The sequence below is a fragment of the Thermodesulfobacteriota bacterium genome, from assembly GCA_036397855.1.
In the GTDB taxonomy this organism is placed as follows: domain Bacteria; phylum Desulfobacterota_D; class UBA1144; order Nemesobacterales; family CSP1-2; genus DASWID01.
In genome coordinates this window covers 11494-34090 of sequence record DASWID010000091.1, presented here as the reverse complement: position 1 = coordinate 34090, position 22597 = coordinate 11494, and the positions used below count along the sequence as shown (strand labels likewise).

Below are 22597 nucleotides of genomic sequence, written 5' to 3'. Positions count from 1 at the left end.
TGTCTTGTTGTATTAAAAACCTGCGTAGTTTAACTTCTTTTATTAACCTCATTATCCAGTATATTTATAGAGAAATGAGAAGTTATAGCACCTGTTTTCATTTAACGTTGGCCGTTTGCTTTTATCTAATATCCTGCGCCGGTGCCGTATCAGAAAAGGGTAGTTATTCAAAAAAGCCAATCGAGATACATAAGATCGTGGTACTCCCGATGTTTACTAGTCCGGAGGTTCGGGATGAAATTTCTGTAGAAAGAGGCAGGTTTTTGACCAGTGAGTTGTATCAGGAATTGAATAACAGGATTAAGGGGATAACCATCGTTGCATTAGGAAGTTCAACTGATGAATTTATAAAATTGAAGGAAGAAAATCCGGAGCGAGGTTATGTGAATTTAGCCATGGAAGTTGGGAAGAACCTTAACTCTGACTCCGTCTTGATTGGTAATATATCCACTTTTAGGGAGAGGGAAGGCGGAGAGTTGGGCACAGCTTCCCCGGCTTCTGTAGCCTTTGGCGTTCAATTGATAAACCCAAATAATGGTGAAAGGCTTTGGGAGGATTATTACGCAGAGACACAGGAAACACTCCTACAGAACGTTACTAAAATTGGCAAGTTTTTTAAACGGAAGGGTAAATGGATTACTGCGAATCAACTCGCAAAAGAGGGTGTAATAGAAGTTGTAGACAATCTTGCGGAATTCCTAGGGCAGCCTTAAATGCTTATTATTCCTGCCATAGATCTAAAGGAAGGTAAATGTGTAAGGTTGTTAAGGGGAGAGGAGGGGACTGAAACAGTATTTTCTCAAGATCCGCTGGCTGTGGCTAGGAAATGGGAGGAATGCGGAGCTAGGCGCATACATGTTGTTGATCTTGATGGTGCATTTTCAGGTAAACCGAGGAATTTTGAATTAATAAAAGAAATCGTGAATTCCGTTTCATGCTCCGTTCAAATAGGTGGTGGAATCAGGGATATTGAAACCATTGAAAGATATTTAGAAACAGGGCTGGATAGAGTCATACTGGGAACTGTGGCAGTTCAGAAACCGGAGATTTTAGCTGAAGCTAACCGAAAGTTTCCACAGCGGGTCGCCGTTGGAATTGACACAAAGAATGGGAGGATCGCTGTAAGGGGATGGAAACAAACTATAGATTTCGATCTAAAATCTTTTCTAGATTATTTGAAGGCAGCGGGTGTCTCTTTAGTTATACACACTGATATAGATCGTGATGGAACTTTGGAGGGTATGAATATTAATGCAGTTGAAGAATTTGTTAGAAACTCTCCAATACCTATAATTGCTTCTGGTGGAATTTCATCCCTTAATGAATTAGAAAAACTGTCTGACCTAACTACGGTGGGGCTTTTGGGGGTAATACTTGGCAAGTCAATTTACAGCGGTAAGATTGATCTAAGAGATGCAATAAACAGATTTTCAGATTATTAACAACAAAGGTGCAAAGACAAAAATAAAGTGACTGAGTTTCAAATAAACTTCAAAAGTCAGAAGCCAGAATGCAGTAGTCAGAAGAGGAACTTATCAATATCATCACTGATTTCTAATTTTTATGTCCGAGTGCCTAATAAACCAATGGTTTTAAAATGCTATCGAAAAGAATAATTCCCTGTTTGGATGTTAAGGACGGAAGGGTGGTAAAGGGGGTGAAGTTTCTTAATCTCCGCGATGCAGGTGATCCGGTTGAAATTGCTAAGCGTTATAGTGATGAGGGGGCCGATGAGATTACTTTTCTTGACATTACAGCTTCGCATGAGAAAAGAAATATAATGATAGAAGTCGTTAAACAAACCGCTAGTGAGGTCTTTGTACCACTAACAGTTGGCGGAGGTGTTAGAACCCTTGAGGATGTAAGAAACCTTCTTTTGGCAGGTGCCGATAAGGTTGCAATTAACACCGCGGCGGTCAAAGGACCTGACTTTGTTGAAAAAGCTGCGGGGAAATTCGGTAGTCAATGTATTGTTGTTGCTATAGACGCAAGAAGCGTTTCCGATTCAAATTGGGAGGTCTATACACATGGGGGGAGAAATCCTACGGGAATCGACGCTGTTGAGTGGGCGAAGAAAATGGAGTTATTTGGTGCGGGTGAAATACTTCTTACTAGTATGGATATGGATGGGACAAAGAATGGATATGATTTGAAACTAACTGAGGCTGTTTCCAGAGCGGTTGGTATTCCGGTAATTGCATCAGGTGGTGCTGGAAATCTGAAGGATCTCTATGATGGAATTACTTTGGGAGAGGCAGATGCTGTCTTGGTTGCATCTATTTTCCATTATGGTGAATATTCAATATTTGAAGCCAAAAGGTATTTAAAAGAAAACGGAATAGAAATTAGACTTTAATTTCTGGTTTAATGAAAAATAAATTTTCACTGTTGTTTATATATCACTAGTTCTGCAACATGGAGACCGAAATTGATCAAGCTTGGAGCTGTTCCATTTTTAAATGTAAGACCTCTTGTGTACGCGTTAGAGGAAGGTTTAATAAAAAATGACTTTGAGATTGTGTATGAAAATCCGTCCAGATTATCCAGATTACTATTCGAAAAGAAAGTTGACCTGGGTCTAATTCCCGTTGCTGAATTACTTAAAAGAGATATTTATAGGATAGTCCCGAATGTATCAATTTCATCCAATGGTGAGGTAGCCAGTGTCGTATTGTTGTCTAAGAAATCAGTTGGGGAGATAAAAACCGTAGCGGTAGATTCGAGATCGCAGAGCTCTTCATCGCTTCTTAGAATTATTCTAGAGAGATTCAATAATATTAATCCCGGTTATGTTGAAAGAAATCCTGATGACAACTTTTTGGATGGAGTAGATGCTGGGATGTACATAGGAAATGCTGGTCTCAGGATGAGGCATTCGCCCCCTGGCGGCTATAAAGTGATAGACCTTGGCGAGGTATGGACTAAGGAGACGGGCCTCCCATTCGTGTATGCAGTATATGCAGTGGGAGAAGGGGTAAATCTCGGGAAGAATCTTGAGGCTCTAGAGATGGCTAAAGTGATGGGACTTAAGCTTACAAAGAGAATCGCAAAAATTTACGCCAATGAAATCAATTTGAGTGAGAATATTTGTTACGAATATCTGACTGAAAGAATTCACTATAATCTGGGTGATAAAGAGATCGAAGGAATAAATGCTTTTAGATATTTATTGTCAAAGATTGGTGCCGACATCAAGAATTCAGGATTGAAGTTTTATAAGGCCTAAATAAGGTCTGTCAATGGTTCGAAACATGAAGGTTTCCGATGTCTTAACATGAGTTGGATTTTTCATTATCTGAAAGTTCAGATTTTGAAATCAACTCCTGAGGTCTATTTTGATTGTTGAGATATCATAAGGTATAGGGATGATGCGGTTTTGACTGAGATCTTCTACCATTCAGGGCGAGCTGATACCATCCTGTGAGAAGATTTATTGAAAAAAGGAGACACAAATCTTGAGTAAAATCACAATGAGACTCGGGCACAGCCCTGACCCCGATGATGCCTTCATGTTTTATGGACTCGCCAGTGGCAAGGTTTCATCAGACAAGATCGATTTTGTACATGTTATTCAAGAAATTCAGTCCCTTAACGAAAGAGCATTAAAAGGGGAGCTGGAAGTGACCGCAGTTTCGGCTCACACGTATCTTATGGTACAGGATAAGTATAGGATTCTTTCATGTGGCGCTAGTATGGGGGCAGGCTACGGCCCCATCGTAGTGGCAAGGGAAATGATAAAGGAACTGGAGGGCAAAAGGATAGCCATTCCAGGCAAATTAACGACGGCATATCTACTCCTCCGTATTTACTGTGATGGATTTATACCAGTTGAATTTCCCTTTGATAAAATCTTTAATGCTGTCAGGGATGGGCATGTTGATGCTGGTCTTATAATACATGAGGGACAGCTTACATATAAAGACTATGGTCTAGAGTCAATTTTCGATCTTGGTAAATCGTGGTCTGAAGAAACCGATCTTCCTCTGCCCTTGGGGTTAAATGTCATAAAAAGGGGATTTGATGGGAGCATTGAGGATGAGGTATTAAGAGTTCATCAGGAAAGCATAGAATATGGCCTCGCCCATATAGATGAAGCCTTGGAGTATGCACTTAAGTTTGGGAGAGGGATGAATAAGGACTTGGGAGAAAAGTTTGTGCTCATGTATGTAAATGAATTTACGAAAAAAATGGGGAAGCGGGGAAAAAAAGCTTTAGAGTGTCTTTTTACAAAGGCTCATGAAAAGGGACTTATTAGTGAAAGTGCAAGACTGGATATTTTGGGCAATTAACAAGGGTTTTTTGCAGTACCTAAAAAGTCGACAAGAAATCTTACTAATTTGTCAAAGCTCTGAGGTAATTTGTCAGGGGTTCTAAGCCTTTCATTAATCTCAATTTGCATAGATGTTATTCCGAGCTTTCTAGCAACGAATCTGGTTACGGTCATCTGGCGCGATGCTGGAAAAATTCTCGGACTTCCAAGTCTGATTCCGAATCTCGCTGAGCATTCGAATAGTTTGTCTATGAAGGATTCATTGCCAAGGAGAAATTCATGGTCGGAACCAACTCCTGGAAATACATCCCCTAACTTTGTTGTAGAGGTACCGTGAATGTCGAGCACAAACCTGATCCCAAATCTTTTCACGATTGTGGCAATCTTTTCTTTAAATGGAGACTCATCATAAAAATTCGGGTCAATTTCAGAAGCCCTGTGGGTGTAAAGGGCATGGGATCCCGTAATCGAGTGAAGTATAACCGCGAGTGACCCTGTGAATGTCTCTGGACTTTTTAACTTATTCATTCGAATATGAGCACATGCGTGTGGTGCGGTTAAAAGAATGGGAGCTACTCCTCGTACATGGATCGATTCTGATGAGTCTTTTATAGGAAACTCTCTGTAGCCTTTTGCAGAGTATTTTTCAAAGGCAAGGGCAAATTTGATTGGGTCCCTCTTAGCTATAGATCCGTGTAATCTCCAGTTTCCCGATTTGATTTTGAATCTGCTGTTTAGGAAATTGCCTAATGCCTCTCCAGCTTCGTAAGTAAAAAAGTTGTGGCCATTCATTCTCAGAACCTTCCTTTTAAATAAACCATCGTCAATTCCTTCTATCTCATCCAAGGTCATGATCTTATCAGTGATATTATCTCCGGATAGTTCGTAAAGCTCTCCACTTACATGGTGATTTACATTCTGTGTAAAAAAAGCTGTCGGGTATCCCATATCGGTGATATAAAGCTCTCCCGGTATCTCCAGGGATCCAAGCAAATCGCTGTCGTATAAAAACTCGTTTCTTGGCTCGCCCTGTAGGAGTGTTCCATATACAAAAAGCTTTTTTATTTCATTGCTCAAATGTTTTTCCAGGCTTTTTTCTTTGAGTAAATAACTTTACCTCTTACCATCGAAAGCTGTAAGTCTTTGTTTGTGGAAGATATTACTGAGAGATAGGGGTCGGTATAGGCGTTCGCTGGACCGAGGAATATTAAATCGGCATCTTTCCCCTTTTCAATACTTCCAATCTTATCTTCGAGAAAAATCGATTTTGCTCCACCGAGTGTGGCAGCATAGACTGTAAAGAAGGAGGCATCCATTCCTAATATCTTATTCGAAGTAAGGTAAAAAAATCTAAGTTCTTCAAAGAATTCAAAGTTGAAGTTACTCGAAAGGCCGTCTGTCCCAATCCCTATCCTATCGAGGCCAGAATAATGCTTGAAAGGTGGAGCACCAACTTTAAGAAAGTAATTGCTTCTTGGACATAACACCACACCAATATCGTCTTTTTTTATTTCTTCAATTTCCGCAGGATGAACCTGCACCATGTGCACTGCAGTAACTTTGCTTTTATAAAAAAATTTTAATTTCTTTAGATACTTAAAAGGCGAATCCGCTTTAATCCTGTGAAAGTTTTCTTTTTCTATTAATGGAAATATCCTCTTTTCGAAACCGTTCTTATAGCCTCTTAAAAATTTTACCTCATCTGGACTTTCGGCAAGGTGGATACCCGAAGGTATTCGCGTCTTTCTTTGAAATCTTACGAGCTTCTTAAGAAAATCCGCTGAGCAAGAGTAAGGAGCGTGTGGAAAGGGTCTTTCTTCAAAAAGCTCTTCTTTCTCAAATGTCAGGTTTTTCCAAAAGTCTGCGTGTCTGTCAAATAGCTCTATGAATAAGACTGTTCTGAGTCCGGATTTTTTGAGTAGGGGTTTGTCAATGCCTCCATAAGAAGAAACTTCGCCTACCGTAGTTACACCATTTACTATTAGTGATTTGATGCCCTTTCTAATCGATTTTTCAATCTCTTCTCTTTTTGTATCTATCTGTTTTGCCTTTATTATTTGCTCAAGCCATTCAATAAATCCATTGAAATTTCCTATCTTTCTCTTTATCCATCCAAGTTCAAGATGGGTGTGTGCATTTACGAATCCGGGGAGTAAAATTCCGTTCCCGAGTTCTATATTATTTATTCGAGAGTATCTTTTTCTTAGCTTTTTCCCTTCTCCAATTTCTTTAATCTTTCCCTCTGCTATTAATAATGCGCCTTCTTTCATCGGAGGGGATGAAATTGGTAATATCATCTTTGCTGCTAGAAGGATCTTTGACATTCTTTAATTAGCTGTTTTAGGTAGACCTATTTAGGGAATTTGGATATTTTTAGGATTAGATCCTCACTGATTGTTCCGCTGCAAATCTCTTCAACCGGACCCCTCATCCTGATTGACCAATCTTCTCTCACTTCGATCTGGAGTTCTCCACCAGGCATTAAAACAGTCACCGATCTGTCTGTGAAACCGTTTTTAAATGAGGCTGCAGCTACCGCACAAGAGCTGCTTCCCGATGCCAGTGTATAACCTGCACCGCGCTCCCAGATGAGTATTTCTACTTTGTGTCTAGATATCACCCGTGCAAACTGAACATTAGTTCGGTTCGGAAACATTTGGTGATTTTCAATGACAGGACCGAGTTTCCTCACATAACCTTCATCGAGCTCATCCATAAAAACAACACAATGGGGATTCCCGACTGAGACTGCAGTAATCTTCAGTATCTCACCATTAATTCTCATCACTTCATCAACTACTTCTCTATCTTCACCGTCGACTGGTACTAGTTTACTTTGGAATGTTGCTTTACCCATCTCCACCGTTACAGATTCGATATTTTCATTATTTATCCCCAATTCTGCGGCTGCAATACCTCCTGGAGTATCAATACTTAAGTTGTGTTTGTCAGTGTAGCCATGTTCATAAAGGAATTTCGCGAAGATTCTGAGACCATTACCGCTCTTTTCTGCGGGTGTACCATCCGGGTTAAAAATTCTTAGTCCAAAGTCTGCATTGGTAGATTTAACGACGAGGAGGATTCCATCGGATCCTATTCCATAATTTCTGTGGCAGATGAGCCTTATTGTTTCGGGATTGAGTTGGAAGGATATTTTGGCCTGATCCAATACAACGTAGTCATTACCAAGCCCGTGAGACTTAACAAAATTATTCATGTTATCTTCCCTCATGATTAATTTTTGGCGTAAAACCGCATTTCCATCATACTGGAATATAACAAATTTTTCTATAAATTACAGGGGACGCTGATATGCGTTCCCTAAGGTTAGCTTCACCGGTAATAGGCCCTGAAACTTTCATTTTATACTATGATTCGCTCCAGTTTAGGGGATGATTGAAATAAAAATTAATAGGACCTCAAAATGCCCCATTCGATGATTAATTCTATAATATTTGACAAATATTTATTTAAGAGTTAAAAATCTATATCCTTTTTACCGTAACTCTTACAATCTCGAGGAGGCGACAGCATGATTGAGGAATTAACTGATTTGAAAGGCAAGGTTGCACTTGTAACTGGAGGTTCCAGGGGTATAGGTAGGGCAATTGCTCTAGCTTTAGCTGAAGCGGGTGCTGATATATTATTGAATTATTCGAGGAGTGATAAACAGGCTGATCAGGTGAAGAAAGAGATTGAAAAGATGGGAAGGAAGTGTGTTACCGTTCGTGCAGATGTTGGAAGGTTTGAGCAAGCCCAAAACCTTGGCAAGGCTGTTATGAATCATTTTGGGAAGGTCGATATATTGATAAATAATGCCGGTGTGAACAGAGACAGGACACTGCGCAGAATGACTCCAGAACAGTGGAACGAGGTTATACAGACTAATCTTTCAAGCATATTTAATTGTACCAAGGCTGTGCTTGAGCCTATGATTGCTCAAAACAGCGGCGTAATAATTTCTGTTTCATCCATTATTGGAGAGATGGGTAATGTTGGTCAGGCCAACTATGCCTCAACAAAGGCTGGAATAATTGGATTTACGAAGAGTGTGGCTAGAGAGCTCGCAAAAAACAACATTCGCGTGAACGCTATAGCGCCCGGGTTTATCGAAACTGATATGCTTGGTACAGTACCAGAAGACATCAGGAATCAAATAAGGGGTCAGATTGCATTAGGTAGATTTGGGACACCTGAAGAAATTGCCCTTGCGGTATTATATCTTTGTTCGCCAGCAGCGAGCTGGATCACAGGTGTGACTCTAAGAATCAACGGTGGTCACTACATTTGATTTGCCGATTTATGATATTCTTTGTGCCTATGTACTCAAAAGACTGATGAACTGCAAGGGTACATATGCATTAATACGAAATCATGCAAATTTATGAAGTTAATCGGATTTTGATCTAGCTATCAACCAATCGGCAACCTTAGGCCATAGATCCCTTAAAGATTTGCTGCTCACAGACATTCCAATGTGGCCTGTAGGATAAATAATGGCTTCTTTGTCTTTACTGGATATTAAATCGTTAAAGGCTTTGCTTGATGCCGGTGGTACAAGATGATCATTCTCAGCGATTAGATTCAATACAGAGCACTTAATCTTACTGAGATCAACTATCTTACCGTTTATTCTAAGTTTGTTTTCAACGAGTAGATTTTCTTGATAACAGTACTTTATAAACTCTCTGAAAACCTCCCCCGCAACCGGGATATTATCGTTTAACCATTTCTCCATTGCCAGGAAGTTTTCGATGAAGTTATTATTTTCTATGTTTTCATAAAAATTCACATATTTCGACACTAGATTTTGAACAGGTTTCATAAAAAGAAACCCTGATTGGAGAAATTCGGGCGGAACATTTCCAAATGCATCAACAAATTTATCCACATCGAAGTAGTGTTTATCACCCCAAAGGTTTAATGTACCTTCGACCTTAAAGTCAATTCCTGCAGCCAAAAGGATTAGGTTTTTAATATCTTCTGGATGGAGTGCGGTATACATAGCGGACATGGTTCCGCCCATGCAATACCCCAAAACACTTACCTTATCGGCGCCTGAGATCTTTTTAACCTTACTGATCACTTTATATATATATCTATTTATATAGTGATCTAGATTGAGGTCTTTATCCTCATCACCAGGGACCCCCCAGTCAAGCATATATATATCAATGCCTTTATTGAGCAAAACCTCAACTACACTTCTTCCTGGTTTTAAGTCCAGTATATATGGACGGTTCACGAGGGCAAATATCATGACAAGCGGTACAGGGTATGTTTTTTCAGCAGTAGGATAATAGTGGAGTACACGCAGTTTGTTTTCTGTAAAAACCACTTTATGAGGAGTCGTACCAACCTTTACTTCTGGTGGGTTAATTAGAGCCATATCTATTGCTTTAGAGACCTTTTGTTTAATTTTTTCAGTCTCTTGAATAACGGCATTTATATAATCTGATGACATTAATCTAAAGTCCTCCAATTTTTTTATTGAGTCGTTTAGAATATTACCACTAACCTGGCTTAAAGCAATCCAGACATTGATATTAATATGTCTAATGCTTCAGCTACAAATATTTAATTGCTAAATGTTAAGAATAAGGAATTTCAAATTTGATTACTGAGCGGCAAAGAATATCTCTACCTCTTTTTGGATGGTTTCTTTGAACTCTTTAGTTCTTCGACCATCTCGGAAAGGTCATTAATCTTTGCTTCGATGGTGTTGATTGAGCTATGAATCCTGTCTATATCGTTCTTAGATGGTAGACGCAGGTTTTTTAGACTTTTCTCCACAATCTCATCAAAGTATTTTTTGAGCTCAGACGACTTCTCAACAAATTTCCCCATGTTTAGAGCAAACAGTGGGCTGTTGATATATTTCTCGAGTGCTTCAGAAGTAGTTTTTTCCCAAGTTTCATAGAATTTTTTGTAATATTCAACTATATCGAACTCTGTCGATTTGTCTCCTTCATTTTTAATATTCATATCTGAATTTTTTTTCCAGATATTTAAGGCTTCTAACATGGACTTTTCCCATATATCGTAAAATCTCTTGTAGTACTCGCCATGTTCAATATCCTCATTGCTCACTTTCTATTCCTCCGTCGCTTTGCTTTCCCCTTTTTTTTGATGTTTGTATTTTTTGCTTTTATAATTTTGCCTTCCAACCTGGATGGTCTTTCATCAAAATTCGCGATGGAATCTGTAAGTTTCGCCAAATCGTTGTCAATCGGGAAAAATCTATATTTTAACGTTTTATCGATGATTTCTTGAGTGTAGTTTTTAAATTCAAGTGATTTTTCAACGGCCCTATCCATAAAATTACTGAACAGAGGATTATGAAACCATAACGTTAGTGCCTTTTCAGCAGATATCTCCCAAGATTCATAAAGCTTTTCAAAATAGCTTAAATAGAATGGTTTTGTCTGTTTGTTTTTTTCAGACAAGATATCGCTTCCTTGTTATTTTATCATCAACAGATTTAAATTAATAACGTATTTAAACTTACCTGATAAATACACATAATCAAAGATTAGAGGGTTTTTGCTCATTAGATATTTACTCTTATCATGTTATAACAATGCGGTTGCATGTGATTCGTGACTTACCATCCATAAGCATCGTTTTTTGGTGTACAGATGTATAGGTTATGGATCATTTCTTTCAGTCTCTAAGTTATTTACTCATACTATTTTTACCATGTTATAGTTTGTTATCATCTTCCCAAAAAATCATGTTTACCTGGTGCTACATAACCAATTACGATGAACGAAAAGAGGATAATAGCAAATCCTAACACAGCTCCTATTGCAGCTTTCTTGCCTTTCCAACCCGAAGCCAGTCTCCCGTGAATCAGGATTGCATATAGAAACCATGTAATTAACGACCAAGTTTCTTTCTGGCCCCAATCCCAATGATCAGCCCATACAATTTTAGCAGACAGCAAACCTAGAGCCAGTCCTATAGTTATTAATGGAAAACCTATTAAGAGACAGACGTGGTTTATTTTATCAAGTGTTGTTAATGAAGGTAATTTTTTTAGGAAGCTTCCAATGCGCTTTGATTTTATTCTCTGCTCCTGAAAGATATACAACAACCCGGCAATGAATGCAACGGTGAACAATGCTTCCCCAAGAAAGACCAGTACTATGTGAATTAAAATCCATGGGTTTTTTAGCGAAGGATCATTGTGAATGATACCTTCTGGAAGAATCACCGAGGGTAAAGTCATGATTAGGCCAAGGGGAGCGACAAATGCCCCAATGATATCGGCCTTTATCCTTGACTGTAAGATTGTGTAGACTAACGTGATAAACCACGAGAAGAAATAAAGAGATCTGTCAAGACCACCGGCTAGGGGGGTTCCCTTCAGGTAAAGAGTAAGAAGTATGATGGACTGGCTGATTAATGCAATTTTGACGGCTGCTGATCCCCAAACAGATACCCTGGGGTTTTTTGTCCAAAGGTAGCTGCAATAAAAAACAGATGAAATCAAATAAAATACCGGTACTATCCATTTCCAATCCATTTTTATTTTTTAATTTTCATAATATTCTATCACAACAATCAACTTAAATGAAAAGTGAACATGAATTTAGTACGCTCCCTTACTCTATAAATATTTATTGATAGGAAATTTGTTTGAGGTTTTCAGATTGGTGGTAATTGACCAATGGATCTATCAACCCTTCTAGATCGCCGTCCAGGATAGCTTCGATTTTATGAAGAGTAAGTTTTATTCTATGGTCTGTAATTCTACCCTGTGGGAAATTATAGGTCCTTATCTTTTCACTTCGATCACCACTCCCGACAAGGTTACGACGAATAGATGAAATCTCATTTTGACGTTTAAATTCTTCAAGTTCGTAAAGCTTAGCCTTTAGCATTCGCATTGCTTTAGCTCTATTTTTGTGCTGAGACCTCTCCTCCTGGCATTGTACAACTATTCCCGTGGGAATATGGGTTATCCTTATTGCCGAATCAGTCTTATTAACGTGCTGGCCTCCAGGGCCAGAGGCTCTAAAGGTGTCGACCTTTAAGTCCCTGGTATCAATATTTACCTCAACATCATCAGGTTCAGGAAGCACTGCTACGGTCGCAGTAGAGGTATGAATCCTTCCTCCCGCTTCTGTGGTTGGTACTCTCTGAACCCTGTGTACTCCACTTTCATATTTCAATCTGCTATAAACCCTTTTGCCCTCAATTGCTAAAATTATCTCCTTTATGCCGCCGATTCCTGTCTCATTGATATTCAGTATATCTGTTTTCCATCCATTCCTTTCCGCGTATCTGGAATACATTCTGAGAAGGTCGGCAGCAAATAAAGCTGCTTCGTCACCACCAGCTCCGGCACGGATTTCTAGAAATACGTTTTTGTCATCCATTGGATCCTTCGGTAGAAGCATTAGCTGCATCTTATCGTTAAGCATTTGGAGCTTTCTTTCCAAAATTGTTATTTCTTCGCGTGCGAGAGCTCCAAGTTCCTTATCCGAGATTAAAGCTTTGTTCTCCTCAATTTCTTTCGATGTTTGTTTGTATTCTCTATATATTTCGACCAATTCACCCAACTCAGAGCGCTCCTTGGAATAACGATGTATTTCAGAGGGAGTTAAACTGGGATTACTTAGGTATCTCTCTATTTTCAAATACTTTTTCTCGACTTCATCGAGACGTTTTAGCAGTCCGGTTTCTATCATTTTTAAGATAATGTTTACACAACTTGCAAAAAATTCAAGATAAGTTTAAACTTGTTCCAGTAATATCATGAAATCAATGGATATTCTTGAGAGTAGAATTAAAGAAGCAATTTCAAGAGAGAAGAAAATAACCGAGGAGCATCGAAAACTATTAGAAGAAGTCAGAATACTTCGAGAAAGTATAAAAGAGTTGGAAAAGGACAGGCAGGAGGCAAATTCAAGGTTGGGAAAGGTAATTGAGAAAGTAGAGTTATATATAAACAGGTCCGAGGCTTAAAATGAGGCGAATGAAGATAAGCGTATTCAACAAAGATTATTTTATAAAGACAGATGCCGACGATGAGTACGTGAGTGAAATCGCCAGTTATTTAGAAGAGAAATTAAGAGAGGCATCACCCAATGAAGATACCATATCTGCACCTCGACCATTTCTTCTTGCTACTCTCAAGATAGCGGATGAGTATTTCAGATTGAAAAGAGAGTTTGAGGAGTTTAAAAATCGTGCTGAACAAAAATCAAATAGCCTGGTTGAACTGTTGGATAATTCTCTTAAATCTATTGAAACCTTTGTTACTCAAGGTGAAGATCGAGTGGGGAAAAAATCAAAAGAAGAGGGAGGGGAGGCTTTCAAATAATTGTGTTTCAGAGGGAGTCAGATTATCATCACCTAATTTATTGGAAGAGGATTACAGCATTTCTATTGTTAAGCCGCGGATTCGCCGCGAGTTTTTAAATGCCAGGTTACGTCTAAGTGAAGATGAAGTTGATAAAAAAAGCGAACTAATTTCAAGTTTTCTTATTCAACTTCCGTGTTATAAACTAGCTAAGAGTATAGCTCTTTACTTTCCGATAAAAAACGAAGTAGATACGTATAGAATTTTTAAAAACGCTACCGAAAGTGGCAAGAAAGTTTATTATCCTCGGGTAGATGGGTATTTTTTGAGTTTCCATGGGGTAGATAGTACAGAAAGTCTTAAATCAGGAAATTTCGGAATTCCTGAACCAAATGAAAATTCCCCCGCGATCTTAACTGAAGACCTTGATCTAGTAATCGTTCCGGGATTGGTTTTTAACCTTGCTGGTGGAAGGATAGGGTACGGAAAGGGATACTACGACCGTTCAACCAAATTAATAAATAGAGAGAAAAGGATCGCATTGGCTTATAGTTTTCAGATCCAAAATTCGATCCCTGTTTCGAAATTCGACATAAAAATGGGATATTTGATTACGGAACTTGGTATTGTCAGTTGCGCGGGGGGAAGTGGAGGGACATGAGATGATTGAATGGATAATCGGGTCAGCTGTATCGGGATTCGTAATAGGTCTTGTCCTTTATTATTTGTTGCGAACAACCTTGGAGAAAAGGAATGCTGGGAAGGATAAGAGGAAAGCTCAGACAATTTTAGAAGCGGCAAGAAAAGAGTCTGAGGCAATTAAGATGCAAGCTGAGCTCAAAGTACGGGAGATTAAAGAAAAGGCAAAATCTGAGATTGAGAGAGAATCGCGAGAGAAACACAAGGAATTTTCTAAGATGGAAAATAGGCTTCAGAATCGCGAAGACAATTTAGATAGAAAATTCGAATCTCTTGAGAGAAGAGAGTTGGAAGTAGGTAAAAAGGAAAGGGAATTCTCTACAAAAGAAAAGTCTATTTTGGACAAAGAAAAAGAACTAAACATGATTATTGAGGATGCGAAAAAGAAGATCGAGAGTATAGCTGGCATGACAAAGGAAGCGGCAAAAAATGAGCTTATTAATATCATAGAAGACGAAGCTAGGCATGAATCTGCAAAGAAGCTAAAACAGATAGAAGAAGAGCTGCAACAAGCTTCAGAAAGAAAGGCAAAGGATATTATTGCACTCGCAATACAAAGATACGCCGGACAATATACGAGTGAAAAGACAATCTCGGTCGTGAACCTCCCAAGTGATGATATGAAGGGACGGATCATAGGCCGCGAGGGTAGAAATATACGCTCAATCGAGTCTAGAACTGGTGTGGATATTATTATAGATGATACACCCGAGACCGCGGTAATATCCTCATTGAACCCTATAAGAAGAGAAATCGCTAGGCTCGCGTTAGAATCTCTCATATCGGATGGAAGGATTCATCCTGCCAGAATCGAAGAGGTCGTTAGCGATGTGGAAGCCGAGATTGAAAAGGAGATCCAGAAGGCGGGAGAGGAAGCTGTTTTTGATATAGGTGCGCATAACATGCATCCTGAGCTTGTAAAGCTCGTAGGAAAATTGAAATACAGAACCAGCTTTTCACAGAATATATTGAGCCATTCCCTTGAGGTGGCTTTTATATGCGGAGTAATGGCGGCGGAAATTGGCTATAATGAAAAACTGGCGAGAAGGGCGGGTCTCCTCCATGACATTGGAAAGGCGCTTGATCATGACGTTGAGGGCTCTCATGTAGAAATTGGAGAAGAAGTAGTTAGGAAATACCAAGAGCCTCCGGAGGTTATAGAAGCTGTTGCTAAGGCACATGATCCTCAACCACAGGCTATTTTACCGATCCTTGTTCAGGCGGCAGACGCAATCTCTGCGGCGAGACCAGGGGCAAGAAGGGAGACATATGAAACATATGTAAAAAGAATAGAAGAAATCGAGAGTATTGCCGGTTCTTTTCGCGGCGTCGAAAAGTGTTACGCAATCCAGGCGGGTAGAGAAGTAAGGGTCATTGTTGAGAGTGGTAAGGTGAATGACGAAGAGGGGGTTTTGCTTTCTCATGAGATTGCTAAAAAGATTGAGAAAGAGGTTGCATTCCCAGGACAAATAAAAATAATCGTAATACGGGAAGTACGTGCTACCGCATATGCAAACTAGGTAGACATAAAATTTAGCAATACTCAAATCACACTATCAGTAATTTTTGTATATTCATGGAAAAGATTGAAGCTAGCACGGATTGCTGCATTCTTTTTATTGGGGACATTGTTGGGAAGGCTGGAAGACTGGCTGTGAAGGCGCTAGTTCCGGAATTAATCGAACACCATAAAATTGATCTTGTCATAGCAAACTGCGAGAATGCGGCTGCCGGCAGGGGGATTACTCCCAAGATAGCTGAATTTCTATTCGACTGCGGAGTAAATATCCTCACATCAGGAAATCATATCTGGGACAGGCAGGAGATCATACCTTATGTTGATACTGAGCCGAGGATACTTCGCCCAGCTAATTACCCTGACTCAACTCCGGGAAGAGGGCATGGAGTATTCAACGACAATCATGGCAGGCAGGTTGGAGTAGTAAACCTTTGTGGAAAACTTTTTATGGATTCTTATGAAAATCCATATACTTCAGCATTGAATTTGATCGACGAATTAAAGGATAAAACGAGTATAGTAATTTTGGATTTTCATGCGGAGGCGACCTCAGAGAAGATAGCTTTTGGCTGGTACCTGGATGGAAGGATAAGTGCGTTAGTTGGTACACATACGCACGTTCAAACTGCGGATGAAAGAATCCTTCCGAATGGAACGGCGTATATTACAGATGTGGGGATGACAGGAGCCATGGATTCTGTGATCGGTATGGATAGGGAAAAATCGATTAAGCGTTTTCTGACTCTCATGCCTCAGAGGCTGGAGCCCGCAGAAGAAAATATATGGCTTAATGGGATAATAATCGATATAGACTATGAAAGTGGAAAAGCCACCGGTATTAAAAGGATTAACCAACCGTTAGAGCAGTAGAATATGAACTTCTGACCTTCATTCTTATAGAGACTATATTATCAAGCATCTAATCAAGCTAAAAGTCAATGTCTAGGATCACTTAATTTAAACCGATTAACATGATGCTTTATGCTATATTAAACATCAATGCGGCTCTTGCTGCCGCAAGTCTTGCGATTGGAACCCTGTATGGAGAACAGCTCACATAGTTCATTCCAACACTATGGCAAAATTCGATTGAGGCAGGGTCACCTCCATGCTCTCCACATATGCCAAGTTTTAGATTCGGTTTAGTTTTTCTACCATTATCGATCGCCATCTTGATTAATGCCCCAACCCCATCAACGTCAAGAGTTGAAAAAGGATCCTTTTTTAGAATTTCGACCTGTTTTCCATTAATTGTAACCGTCTTTTCGGTATAGGCCTTTATAAATTTCCCGGCGTCATCACGTGAAAAAGCGAAAGTCATTTGAGTCAGGTCATTTGTTCCAAAGGAGAAAAAATCTGTTTCCGTCGCAATTTCATCAGCTACGACTGCTGCTCTTGGAACTTCGATCATAGTGCCAACATAGTATTTGATTCTTCCTTTATATTTATCCATGACCTCTTTGGCTGTTTCCACAATAATGTCCTTTTGCGCTTTTATCTCAGTGAGCATTCCTACGAGAGGGACCATGATTTCTGGTATAACCTTTATTCCTTCTTGTTCAACTTCACACGCAGCCTCTATTATCGCTCTCGCCTGCATTCGGCTTATTTCTGGCATCAGAATTCCCAGTCTGCAACCGCGAAGACCGAGCATTGGATTGAATTCGTGTAGTTCTTCGACCCTTTCAAGGAGCTTTCGCCTTTCTTTTATTTTTTTGGATTTCTTGCCTTTTAGTTCAAGTACTGTAATTTCTACCATAAGTTCTTCTCTTTTCGGAAGGAATTCGTGGAGTGGTGGATCAAGAAGCCTTATCGTTACTGGAAATCCTCGCATTTCACGAAATATCCCTTTGAAATCCTCTTTTTGCATTGGCAGTAATTTTTCAAGAAGTTTCTCCCTTTCCTTCGTAGTTCTGGCGAGGATCATACTCTGCATTAATGGTATTCTGTCTTCGTGAAAAAACATATGCTCGGTACGGCAAAGTCCTATGCCTTCTGCTCCGAAATTAACCGCTATTTTCGAATCATGTGGCGTATCAGCGTTAGTCCTTATACCAAGTTTTCTTATCTTATCAGCCCACTTAAGTATTGCAGAAAATATGGTGTATCTTTCAGATTGCTCGGGTCTTAGTTTTCCTTCAATTACTTGAAGAACCTCAGAGGAAATTACCGGAATATCACCCGAATACACATCTCCATCAAAACCATCTATAGATATGAAATCTCCTTCTTTAATGATAGAGTCTCCTGATTTGAAATGCTTTTCTTCTTCATCCACAATTAACTCTTCCGCTCCAACCACACAAACTTTACCCATCTGTCTTCCCACAACTGCTGCATGACTTGTGCGTCCTCCCCTGGCTGTAAGTACACCTTGGGAGACCGCCATGCCATGAATGTCGTCCGGACTGGTCTCTTTTCTAACCAATACCACACGCTCTCCCCTTTTACTCATTTTTACCGCTGTTTCTGAATCGAAGGCTACTTTGCCAGCCGCGGCACCAGGCGATGCAGAAAGCCCATTTGTGAGCAGGTTGAAATTCCTCTTTTCATCGGGGTCAAAAATTGGAAATAAAAATTGTTCGATATGCTCGGGATGGATTCTCAGGATGGCCTCATTTATTGTGATTAAATTCTCTTTAACCATGTCGTGGGCGATTTTTGCCGCCGCTATCCCTGTCCTTTTTCCACTGCGGGTCTGAAGGATGTAGAGCGTATTTCCCTCAAATGTAAATTCGAAATCCTGCATGTCTCTAAAATGGCTTTCCAAAGCCTTTGAAGTTTTACTCAACTGCTTATAAAGTTCAGGCATATCATGCTTTAAACTTTCCAAGTGGTTAGGAGTTCTTATGCCTGCTACAACATCCTCACCCTGAGCATTCATCAGGTACTCAGCGTAGAGCTGGTTATTTCCTGATGCGGGGTCTCTCGTAAAGCCTACACCCGTACCCGAATTTTCACCCATATTTCCAAAAACCATTTCCTGCACATTTACAGCAGTTCCTATTTCATCAGAGATTCCATACTGCTTCCTATAGAAGACTGCTCTCGGATTGTTCCAAGATAAGAAAACTGCATTTATTGCGCTAAATAGCTGCGATTTAGGGCTCTGAGGAAATTCATTTTTTGATTTCCTTTTTACAAGCCTCTTATACTCTTTAACAACATCTTTGATTGCTTGTGTCGTAAGCTCAACATCAGACCTACATTTATGCTTTTGCTTCGTGGTCTCTAGAATTTTCTCAAATTCTTCCTTTTTAATCTTTAAAACAATGTCACTGAACATTTGAATAAATCTTCTGTACGCATCCCAAGCGAATCTCGGATTCCCTGTTTTAACCGACAGCCCCTGAACACTCATGTCGTTTAGCCCTAAGTTTAGGATAGTATCCATCATTCCCGGCATGGAGAATTTAGCGCCGGACCGTACTGAAACCAGAAGTGGGTTTCCCGGGTCGCCGAATTTCTTTCTGGATAGCTTTTCTAGTTTTGTAAGGTACTCCTCTATCTCACTTATCGTCTGGTGAGGAATTCGCTTTCTGTTTTCATAGAAGATACGACAAACTTCGGTTGAGATAGTAAAACCTGGTGGAACTGGGATCCCAATACTTGACATTTCTGCGAGTCCTGCCCCTTTACCCCCAAGCACATCCTTCATAACTCCTCTTCCATCTGCTTTACCACCTCCGAAGAAATAAATATACTTTTCCCTCTTATTATTCATTGTCAGCTTTTTCTCCGATGTTTTCAGTGTATAGTTAATTTTTGTCATTGTTTATGCTGTTTTTTTAAGTGTTAATTTTTGAAAAGTCCGCGAGTTTGAAAAAAAGATCCCTGATTTCCCATAACATCGAGATGCGATTCCGTCTGATCTCTTCGTCCTTATCCATGACTAGTACGTCATCGAAATATTTGTCTATTGGTTCTTTCAGACTCCTCATTTTTAAGAGGGCATCTATATAGTTTGCATCAGATAGGCTTTTTTCCACCTCTCCCTTCACAATTGAATAATTTCTAAAGAGTAGCATTTCAGTAGGTTCGATTAAGCGTTTGCAATTGAAGTTGTCCCTCGGTTGATTCTTTACGATGTTGAACACTCGCTTGAAAGCAATAGCGAGCGAATTAAAATCAGGTTCCTTGCGGAATTCTGAAAGGGCCTCGATCTTATATTTGGTATCAACCAAATCATCACATGATGATGAAATTACTGAATCTACTAAATCGTTTGGATTACCCTCGGATAGCATCAGGTTCCTAAATCTTTCAACCATAAAGTCCAGGATTTCGTCCAAAATCTTATCAATTTTTGAACTGTCTTTTATTTTTTGTTGATCACGGAACAGATTGAGGCTGAAGTCATACGTTTCTTTTAAGCTTAAATGGAATTCCTGATGAAGAATTATATTTATTATTCCAATTGCCTGTCTTCTCAGGGCATAGGGGTCAGAAGTTCCTGTGGGAATATGCCCTGTAATAAAGTTTGCAGAAATGTTATCTACCTTATCTGCTATGCTGAGTATACTTCCATATTTCGTTTCGGGAAGAATTCCTTCACGGGTAATTGGCAGGTATTGTTCCTCTATTGCTTTTGCAACTTCCTTATTCTCCCCAGAAAACAGTGCATAGTATTTCCCCATTATTCCTTGTAGCTCCGGGAATTCAAAGACCATCTCTGATGTGAGATCCGCTTTTGATAACTTAGCCGCCCTTTTTATGTCTACGATCGTGCTCTTAAATCCAAGTCTAATTCCAATTTGTTCAACTGAATCTTCCATTCTCATTGTTTTATCATAATATGTACCCAATTCTGAAAGGAAAACCATACTTTTTAATTTCTCCGGCTTCGAGGAGAGTGGAGATTTTAAGTCTTCTTCGAAGAAGAAGCTCGCATCTTTAAATCTGGCGTTGATAACTCGTTCATTGCCTTTAATGACGATTTCTTGGTCTTTCACGGGTGTCCCACAAACAAATATAAAATTTGAAAGAAGTTTCTGATTATCAACAGCCTTTGAGAAAACAGGAAAATACTTCTGTTGATTTTTCATAACACTTGTTAGAACCTCGGTGGGAAGTTTTAAGAAATCTCTGTCGAAACTTCCCTTAAGCATGATTGGATATTCAACTAAATGGGATGTTGTCTCGAGCAATTTCTCATCATCTAGCGGTATTCCTCCAATTTCTCTTGCTCTTAGATCTATACTCTCTTGGATAATTTTCTTTCTTTCCTCCTGGTCGAAGACGACAAACCTTTTTCTTAGCTCACTACTGTATTCGTTCCAATTTTCTACATGGAATGGCTTTTTAGACATGAATCTATGACCCCGAGTCTTTGATCCACTTAACACTCCGTCTAGCTTGAATTTAATAGGCTTTCCACCATAAATAGATAGTATCCATCTAATTGGTCTCACAAAAGCTTCGTTCCCTTCGCCCCATCTCATAGATTTTCTAAAGGAAATGGATTGTATTATCTTTGGGAGAAGATGCCGCAATATCTTTTCAGTTTTTTCTCCCTTAATAGTTCTTCTTACGGCAACGAATTCACCTTTTTCTCCGACTGAGATTACTAAATCATTTACTCTTACCCCTTGGGCACGGGCAAATCCGATTGCTGCCATTGTCGGTTTACCACTTTTATCAAATGCAATTCGCTTCGGGGGACCAACTGCTTCAATTAACCTATCAATCTGTCTTCCGGAAAGATAGGTGATTCTTAGTATTAGTCTTCGAGGAGTTCCGTAACTACTAATATCATCATATTTTAGAAGGTTTTCCTTTAGTTCCCGCTCAGTAACACGGCTCAGGTCCCGTATAGCATCTTCCATAAATCGTGCGGGAATCTCTTCTGTGCCAATTTCAAGTATTAATTCTTTTCCCATGGGTTATTTTTAGAAAGTGGGAACCCCAATTCTTCTCTTTCCTTTAAATAGGATTCAGCACACATCTTTGCTAGGGTTCGAATCTTTCCAATATAATTTTCACGCTCGACTACACCAATTACACCCCGTGCATCTAGAAGATTGAATGTATGTGAACATTTTAAGCAGTAATCGTAGGCTGGGATCGGTAGATTCTTACCAATGAGCTGCTCACATTCAGATTTAAACATATCAAACATTTCTCTTAACATTTGTGGATTTGATTCTTCGAAGTTGTATTTTGAAAATTCAATTTCATCTCGATGATGAATTTCTCCATATGTTACATTCTTCGTCCATTCCAGGTCAAAAACGCTTTGCACACCCTGTAAATACATTGCTATTCTTTCCGTACCGTAAGTGATTTCTGCGGAAATTGGTTTTAAGTCAATTCCACCAGCCTGCTGAAAGTATGTAAATTGAGTTATTTCCATTCCATCAAGCCAGACTTCCCAACCCAATCCCCATGCACCTAGCGTAGGAGCTTCCCAGTCATCCTCCACGAACCTTATATCATGCATAAGGGGGTCGATACCAAGGGATCGTAAACTGTCTAGATATAGATCTTGTATGTTACTCGGAGAGGGTTTTATAATCACCTGAAACTGGTAATAGTGTTGAAGTCTGTTAGGGTTGTCTCCATATCTTCCGTCGGTCGGCCTTCTCGAAGGTTCAACATACGCCACGCGCCAGGGCTCAGGACCTAAACATCTGAGGAATGTGGCTGGATGGAAAGTTCCCGCGCCTTTTTCAATGTCATATGGTTGAAGTATTATGCAACCCCTCTTTGACCAAAAAATCTGCAATTTCAGTATCAAATCTTGAAAATTCATTTCAAGGACATAATGAAAAAATAGTTGAGGTATGACTAATCATATTAC

The 22597-nt window shown here is 39.5% G+C and carries 22 protein-coding genes; 11 read left to right on the top strand and 11 right to left on the bottom strand.

Features of this window, described 5'->3' with window-relative positions; translation table 11 throughout:
* From VGA95_07060 to VGA95_07040, 5 genes are all read left to right on the top strand, one after another.
* Window positions 1-713 (top strand): hypothetical protein (locus tag VGA95_07060; protein ID HEX9666305.1); only part of this gene is annotated, 713 nt, incomplete at its 5' end.
* Complete coding sequence (hisA, locus tag VGA95_07055) at window positions 714-1442, top strand: 1-(5-phosphoribosyl)-5-[(5-phosphoribosylamino)methylideneamino]imidazole-4-carboxamide isomerase (GenBank protein ID HEX9666304.1); 729 nt, start codon at window positions 714-716, stop codon at window positions 1440-1442.
* Between the two features lie 155 nt (window positions 1443-1597).
* Window positions 1598-2356: an imidazole glycerol phosphate synthase subunit HisF gene (hisF, locus tag VGA95_07050; protein HEX9666303.1), complete on the top strand. Its 759-nt coding sequence runs from the start codon at window positions 1598-1600 to the stop codon at window positions 2354-2356.
* 72 nt (window positions 2357-2428) lie between these two features.
* Complete coding sequence (locus tag VGA95_07045) at window positions 2429-3226, top strand: menaquinone biosynthesis protein (protein ID HEX9666302.1); 798 nt, start codon at window positions 2429-2431, stop codon at window positions 3224-3226.
* A gap of 229 nt (window positions 3227-3455) precedes the next feature.
* On the top strand, window positions 3456-4289 hold the full coding sequence (locus VGA95_07040; GenBank protein ID HEX9666301.1) for an MqnA/MqnD/SBP family protein: 834 nt from the start codon (window positions 3456-3458) through the stop codon (window positions 4287-4289).
* On the opposite strand, the gene VGA95_07035 is transcribed toward VGA95_07040, so the two are convergent.
* From VGA95_07035 to dapF, 3 genes are read right to left on the bottom strand one after another with little or no spacing between them, the layout of a single operon-like run.
* A complete protein-coding gene (locus VGA95_07035) occupies window positions 4286-5347 on the bottom strand; it encodes a gamma-glutamylcyclotransferase family protein (GenBank protein HEX9666300.1) in 1062 nt (353 codons plus the stop codon). The two genes, VGA95_07040 and VGA95_07035, sit on opposite strands and share 4 nt — an antisense overlap.
* On the bottom strand, window positions 5344-6594 hold the full coding sequence (locus tag VGA95_07030) for an amidohydrolase family protein (GenBank protein HEX9666299.1): 1251 nt from the start codon (window positions 6592-6594) through the stop codon (window positions 5344-5346). The genes VGA95_07035 and VGA95_07030 overlap by 4 nt, the downstream gene beginning before the upstream one ends.
* A gap of 26 nt (window positions 6595-6620) precedes the next feature.
* Window positions 6621-7487, bottom strand: a complete 867-nt coding sequence (dapF, locus tag VGA95_07025) for a diaminopimelate epimerase (protein HEX9666298.1) — start codon at window positions 7485-7487, stop codon at window positions 6621-6623.
* Window positions 7488-7802: 315 nt separating this feature from the next.
* Here dapF and fabG point away from each other — a divergent pair, with 315 nt between their 5' ends.
* Window positions 7803-8561: a 3-oxoacyl-[acyl-carrier-protein] reductase gene (gene fabG / locus VGA95_07020; protein HEX9666297.1), complete on the top strand. Its 759-nt coding sequence runs from the start codon at window positions 7803-7805 to the stop codon at window positions 8559-8561.
* Between the two features lie 99 nt (window positions 8562-8660).
* Here the strand turns inward: fabG and phaC are convergent, their stop codons facing one another.
* From phaC to prfA, 5 genes are all read right to left on the bottom strand, one after another.
* On the bottom strand, window positions 8661-9734 hold the full coding sequence (gene phaC / locus VGA95_07015) for a class III poly(R)-hydroxyalkanoic acid synthase subunit PhaC (GenBank protein HEX9666296.1): 1074 nt from the start codon (window positions 9732-9734) through the stop codon (window positions 8661-8663).
* A gap of 176 nt (window positions 9735-9910) precedes the next feature.
* Entirely contained in the window at window positions 9911-10360 is a 450-nt protein-coding gene (locus VGA95_07010) for a poly(R)-hydroxyalkanoic acid synthase subunit PhaE (protein ID HEX9666295.1), read from the bottom strand.
* On the bottom strand, window positions 10357-10716 hold the full coding sequence (locus VGA95_07005; protein HEX9666294.1) for a hypothetical protein: 360 nt from the start codon (window positions 10714-10716) through the stop codon (window positions 10357-10359). The genes VGA95_07010 and VGA95_07005 overlap by 4 nt, the downstream gene beginning before the upstream one ends.
* 269 nt (window positions 10717-10985) lie before the next feature.
* On the bottom strand, window positions 10986-11798 hold the full coding sequence (gene ccsA, locus VGA95_07000) for a cytochrome c biogenesis protein CcsA (protein HEX9666293.1): 813 nt from the start codon (window positions 11796-11798) through the stop codon (window positions 10986-10988).
* Between the two features lie 94 nt (window positions 11799-11892).
* Window positions 11893-12966 carry a peptide chain release factor 1 gene (prfA, locus tag VGA95_06995; GenBank protein ID HEX9666292.1) on the bottom strand — a complete coding sequence of 358 codons (1074 nt, stop codon included), beginning with the start codon at window positions 12964-12966 and terminating at the stop codon, window positions 11893-11895.
* A 67-nt stretch (window positions 12967-13033) separates the two neighbouring features.
* On the opposite strand from prfA, the gene VGA95_06990 reads away from it, so the two are divergent.
* Genes VGA95_06990 through VGA95_06970 form a run of 5 tightly spaced genes read left to right on the top strand, consistent with a single transcriptional unit; the run spans window position 13034 to window position 16668 of the window.
* Complete coding sequence (locus tag VGA95_06990) at window positions 13034-13243, top strand: hypothetical protein (protein ID HEX9666291.1); 210 nt, start codon at window positions 13034-13036, stop codon at window positions 13241-13243.
* A 10-nt stretch (window positions 13244-13253) separates the two neighbouring features.
* A complete protein-coding gene (locus tag VGA95_06985; GenBank protein HEX9666290.1) occupies window positions 13254-13601 on the top strand; it encodes a cell division protein ZapA in 348 nt (115 codons plus the stop codon).
* The gene (locus VGA95_06980) at window positions 13525-14241 is read left to right on the top strand and encodes a 5-formyltetrahydrofolate cyclo-ligase (protein HEX9666289.1); all 717 of its coding nucleotides are present in this window, start codon (window positions 13525-13527) and stop codon (window positions 14239-14241) included. Before VGA95_06985 ends, VGA95_06980 begins: the two co-directional genes overlap by 77 nt.
* 1 nt (window position 14242) lies before the next feature.
* On the top strand, window positions 14243-15799 hold the full coding sequence (gene rny, locus VGA95_06975) for a ribonuclease Y (protein HEX9666288.1): 1557 nt from the start codon (window positions 14243-14245) through the stop codon (window positions 15797-15799).
* Window positions 15800-15855: 56 nt separating this feature from the next.
* The gene (locus VGA95_06970) at window positions 15856-16668 is read left to right on the top strand and encodes a TIGR00282 family metallophosphoesterase (GenBank protein HEX9666287.1); all 813 of its coding nucleotides are present in this window, start codon (window positions 15856-15858) and stop codon (window positions 16666-16668) included.
* 109 nt (window positions 16669-16777) lie between these two features.
* Here the strand turns inward: VGA95_06970 and ppdK are convergent, their stop codons facing one another.
* The 3 genes from ppdK to glyQ all read right to left on the bottom strand — a co-directional run bounded on the left by ppdK (window position 16778) and on the right by glyQ (window position 22549).
* Complete coding sequence (ppdK, locus tag VGA95_06965; GenBank protein HEX9666286.1) at window positions 16778-19522, bottom strand: pyruvate, phosphate dikinase; 2745 nt, start codon at window positions 19520-19522, stop codon at window positions 16778-16780.
* 64 nt (window positions 19523-19586) lie between these two features.
* Complete coding sequence (gene glyS, locus VGA95_06960) at window positions 19587-21677, bottom strand: glycine--tRNA ligase subunit beta (protein HEX9666285.1); 2091 nt, start codon at window positions 21675-21677, stop codon at window positions 19587-19589.
* A complete protein-coding gene (glyQ, locus tag VGA95_06955; GenBank protein ID HEX9666284.1) occupies window positions 21662-22549 on the bottom strand; it encodes a glycine--tRNA ligase subunit alpha in 888 nt (295 codons plus the stop codon). Before glyQ ends, glyS begins: the two co-directional genes overlap by 16 nt.
* Between the last annotated feature and the right edge of the window lie 48 nt (window positions 22550-22597).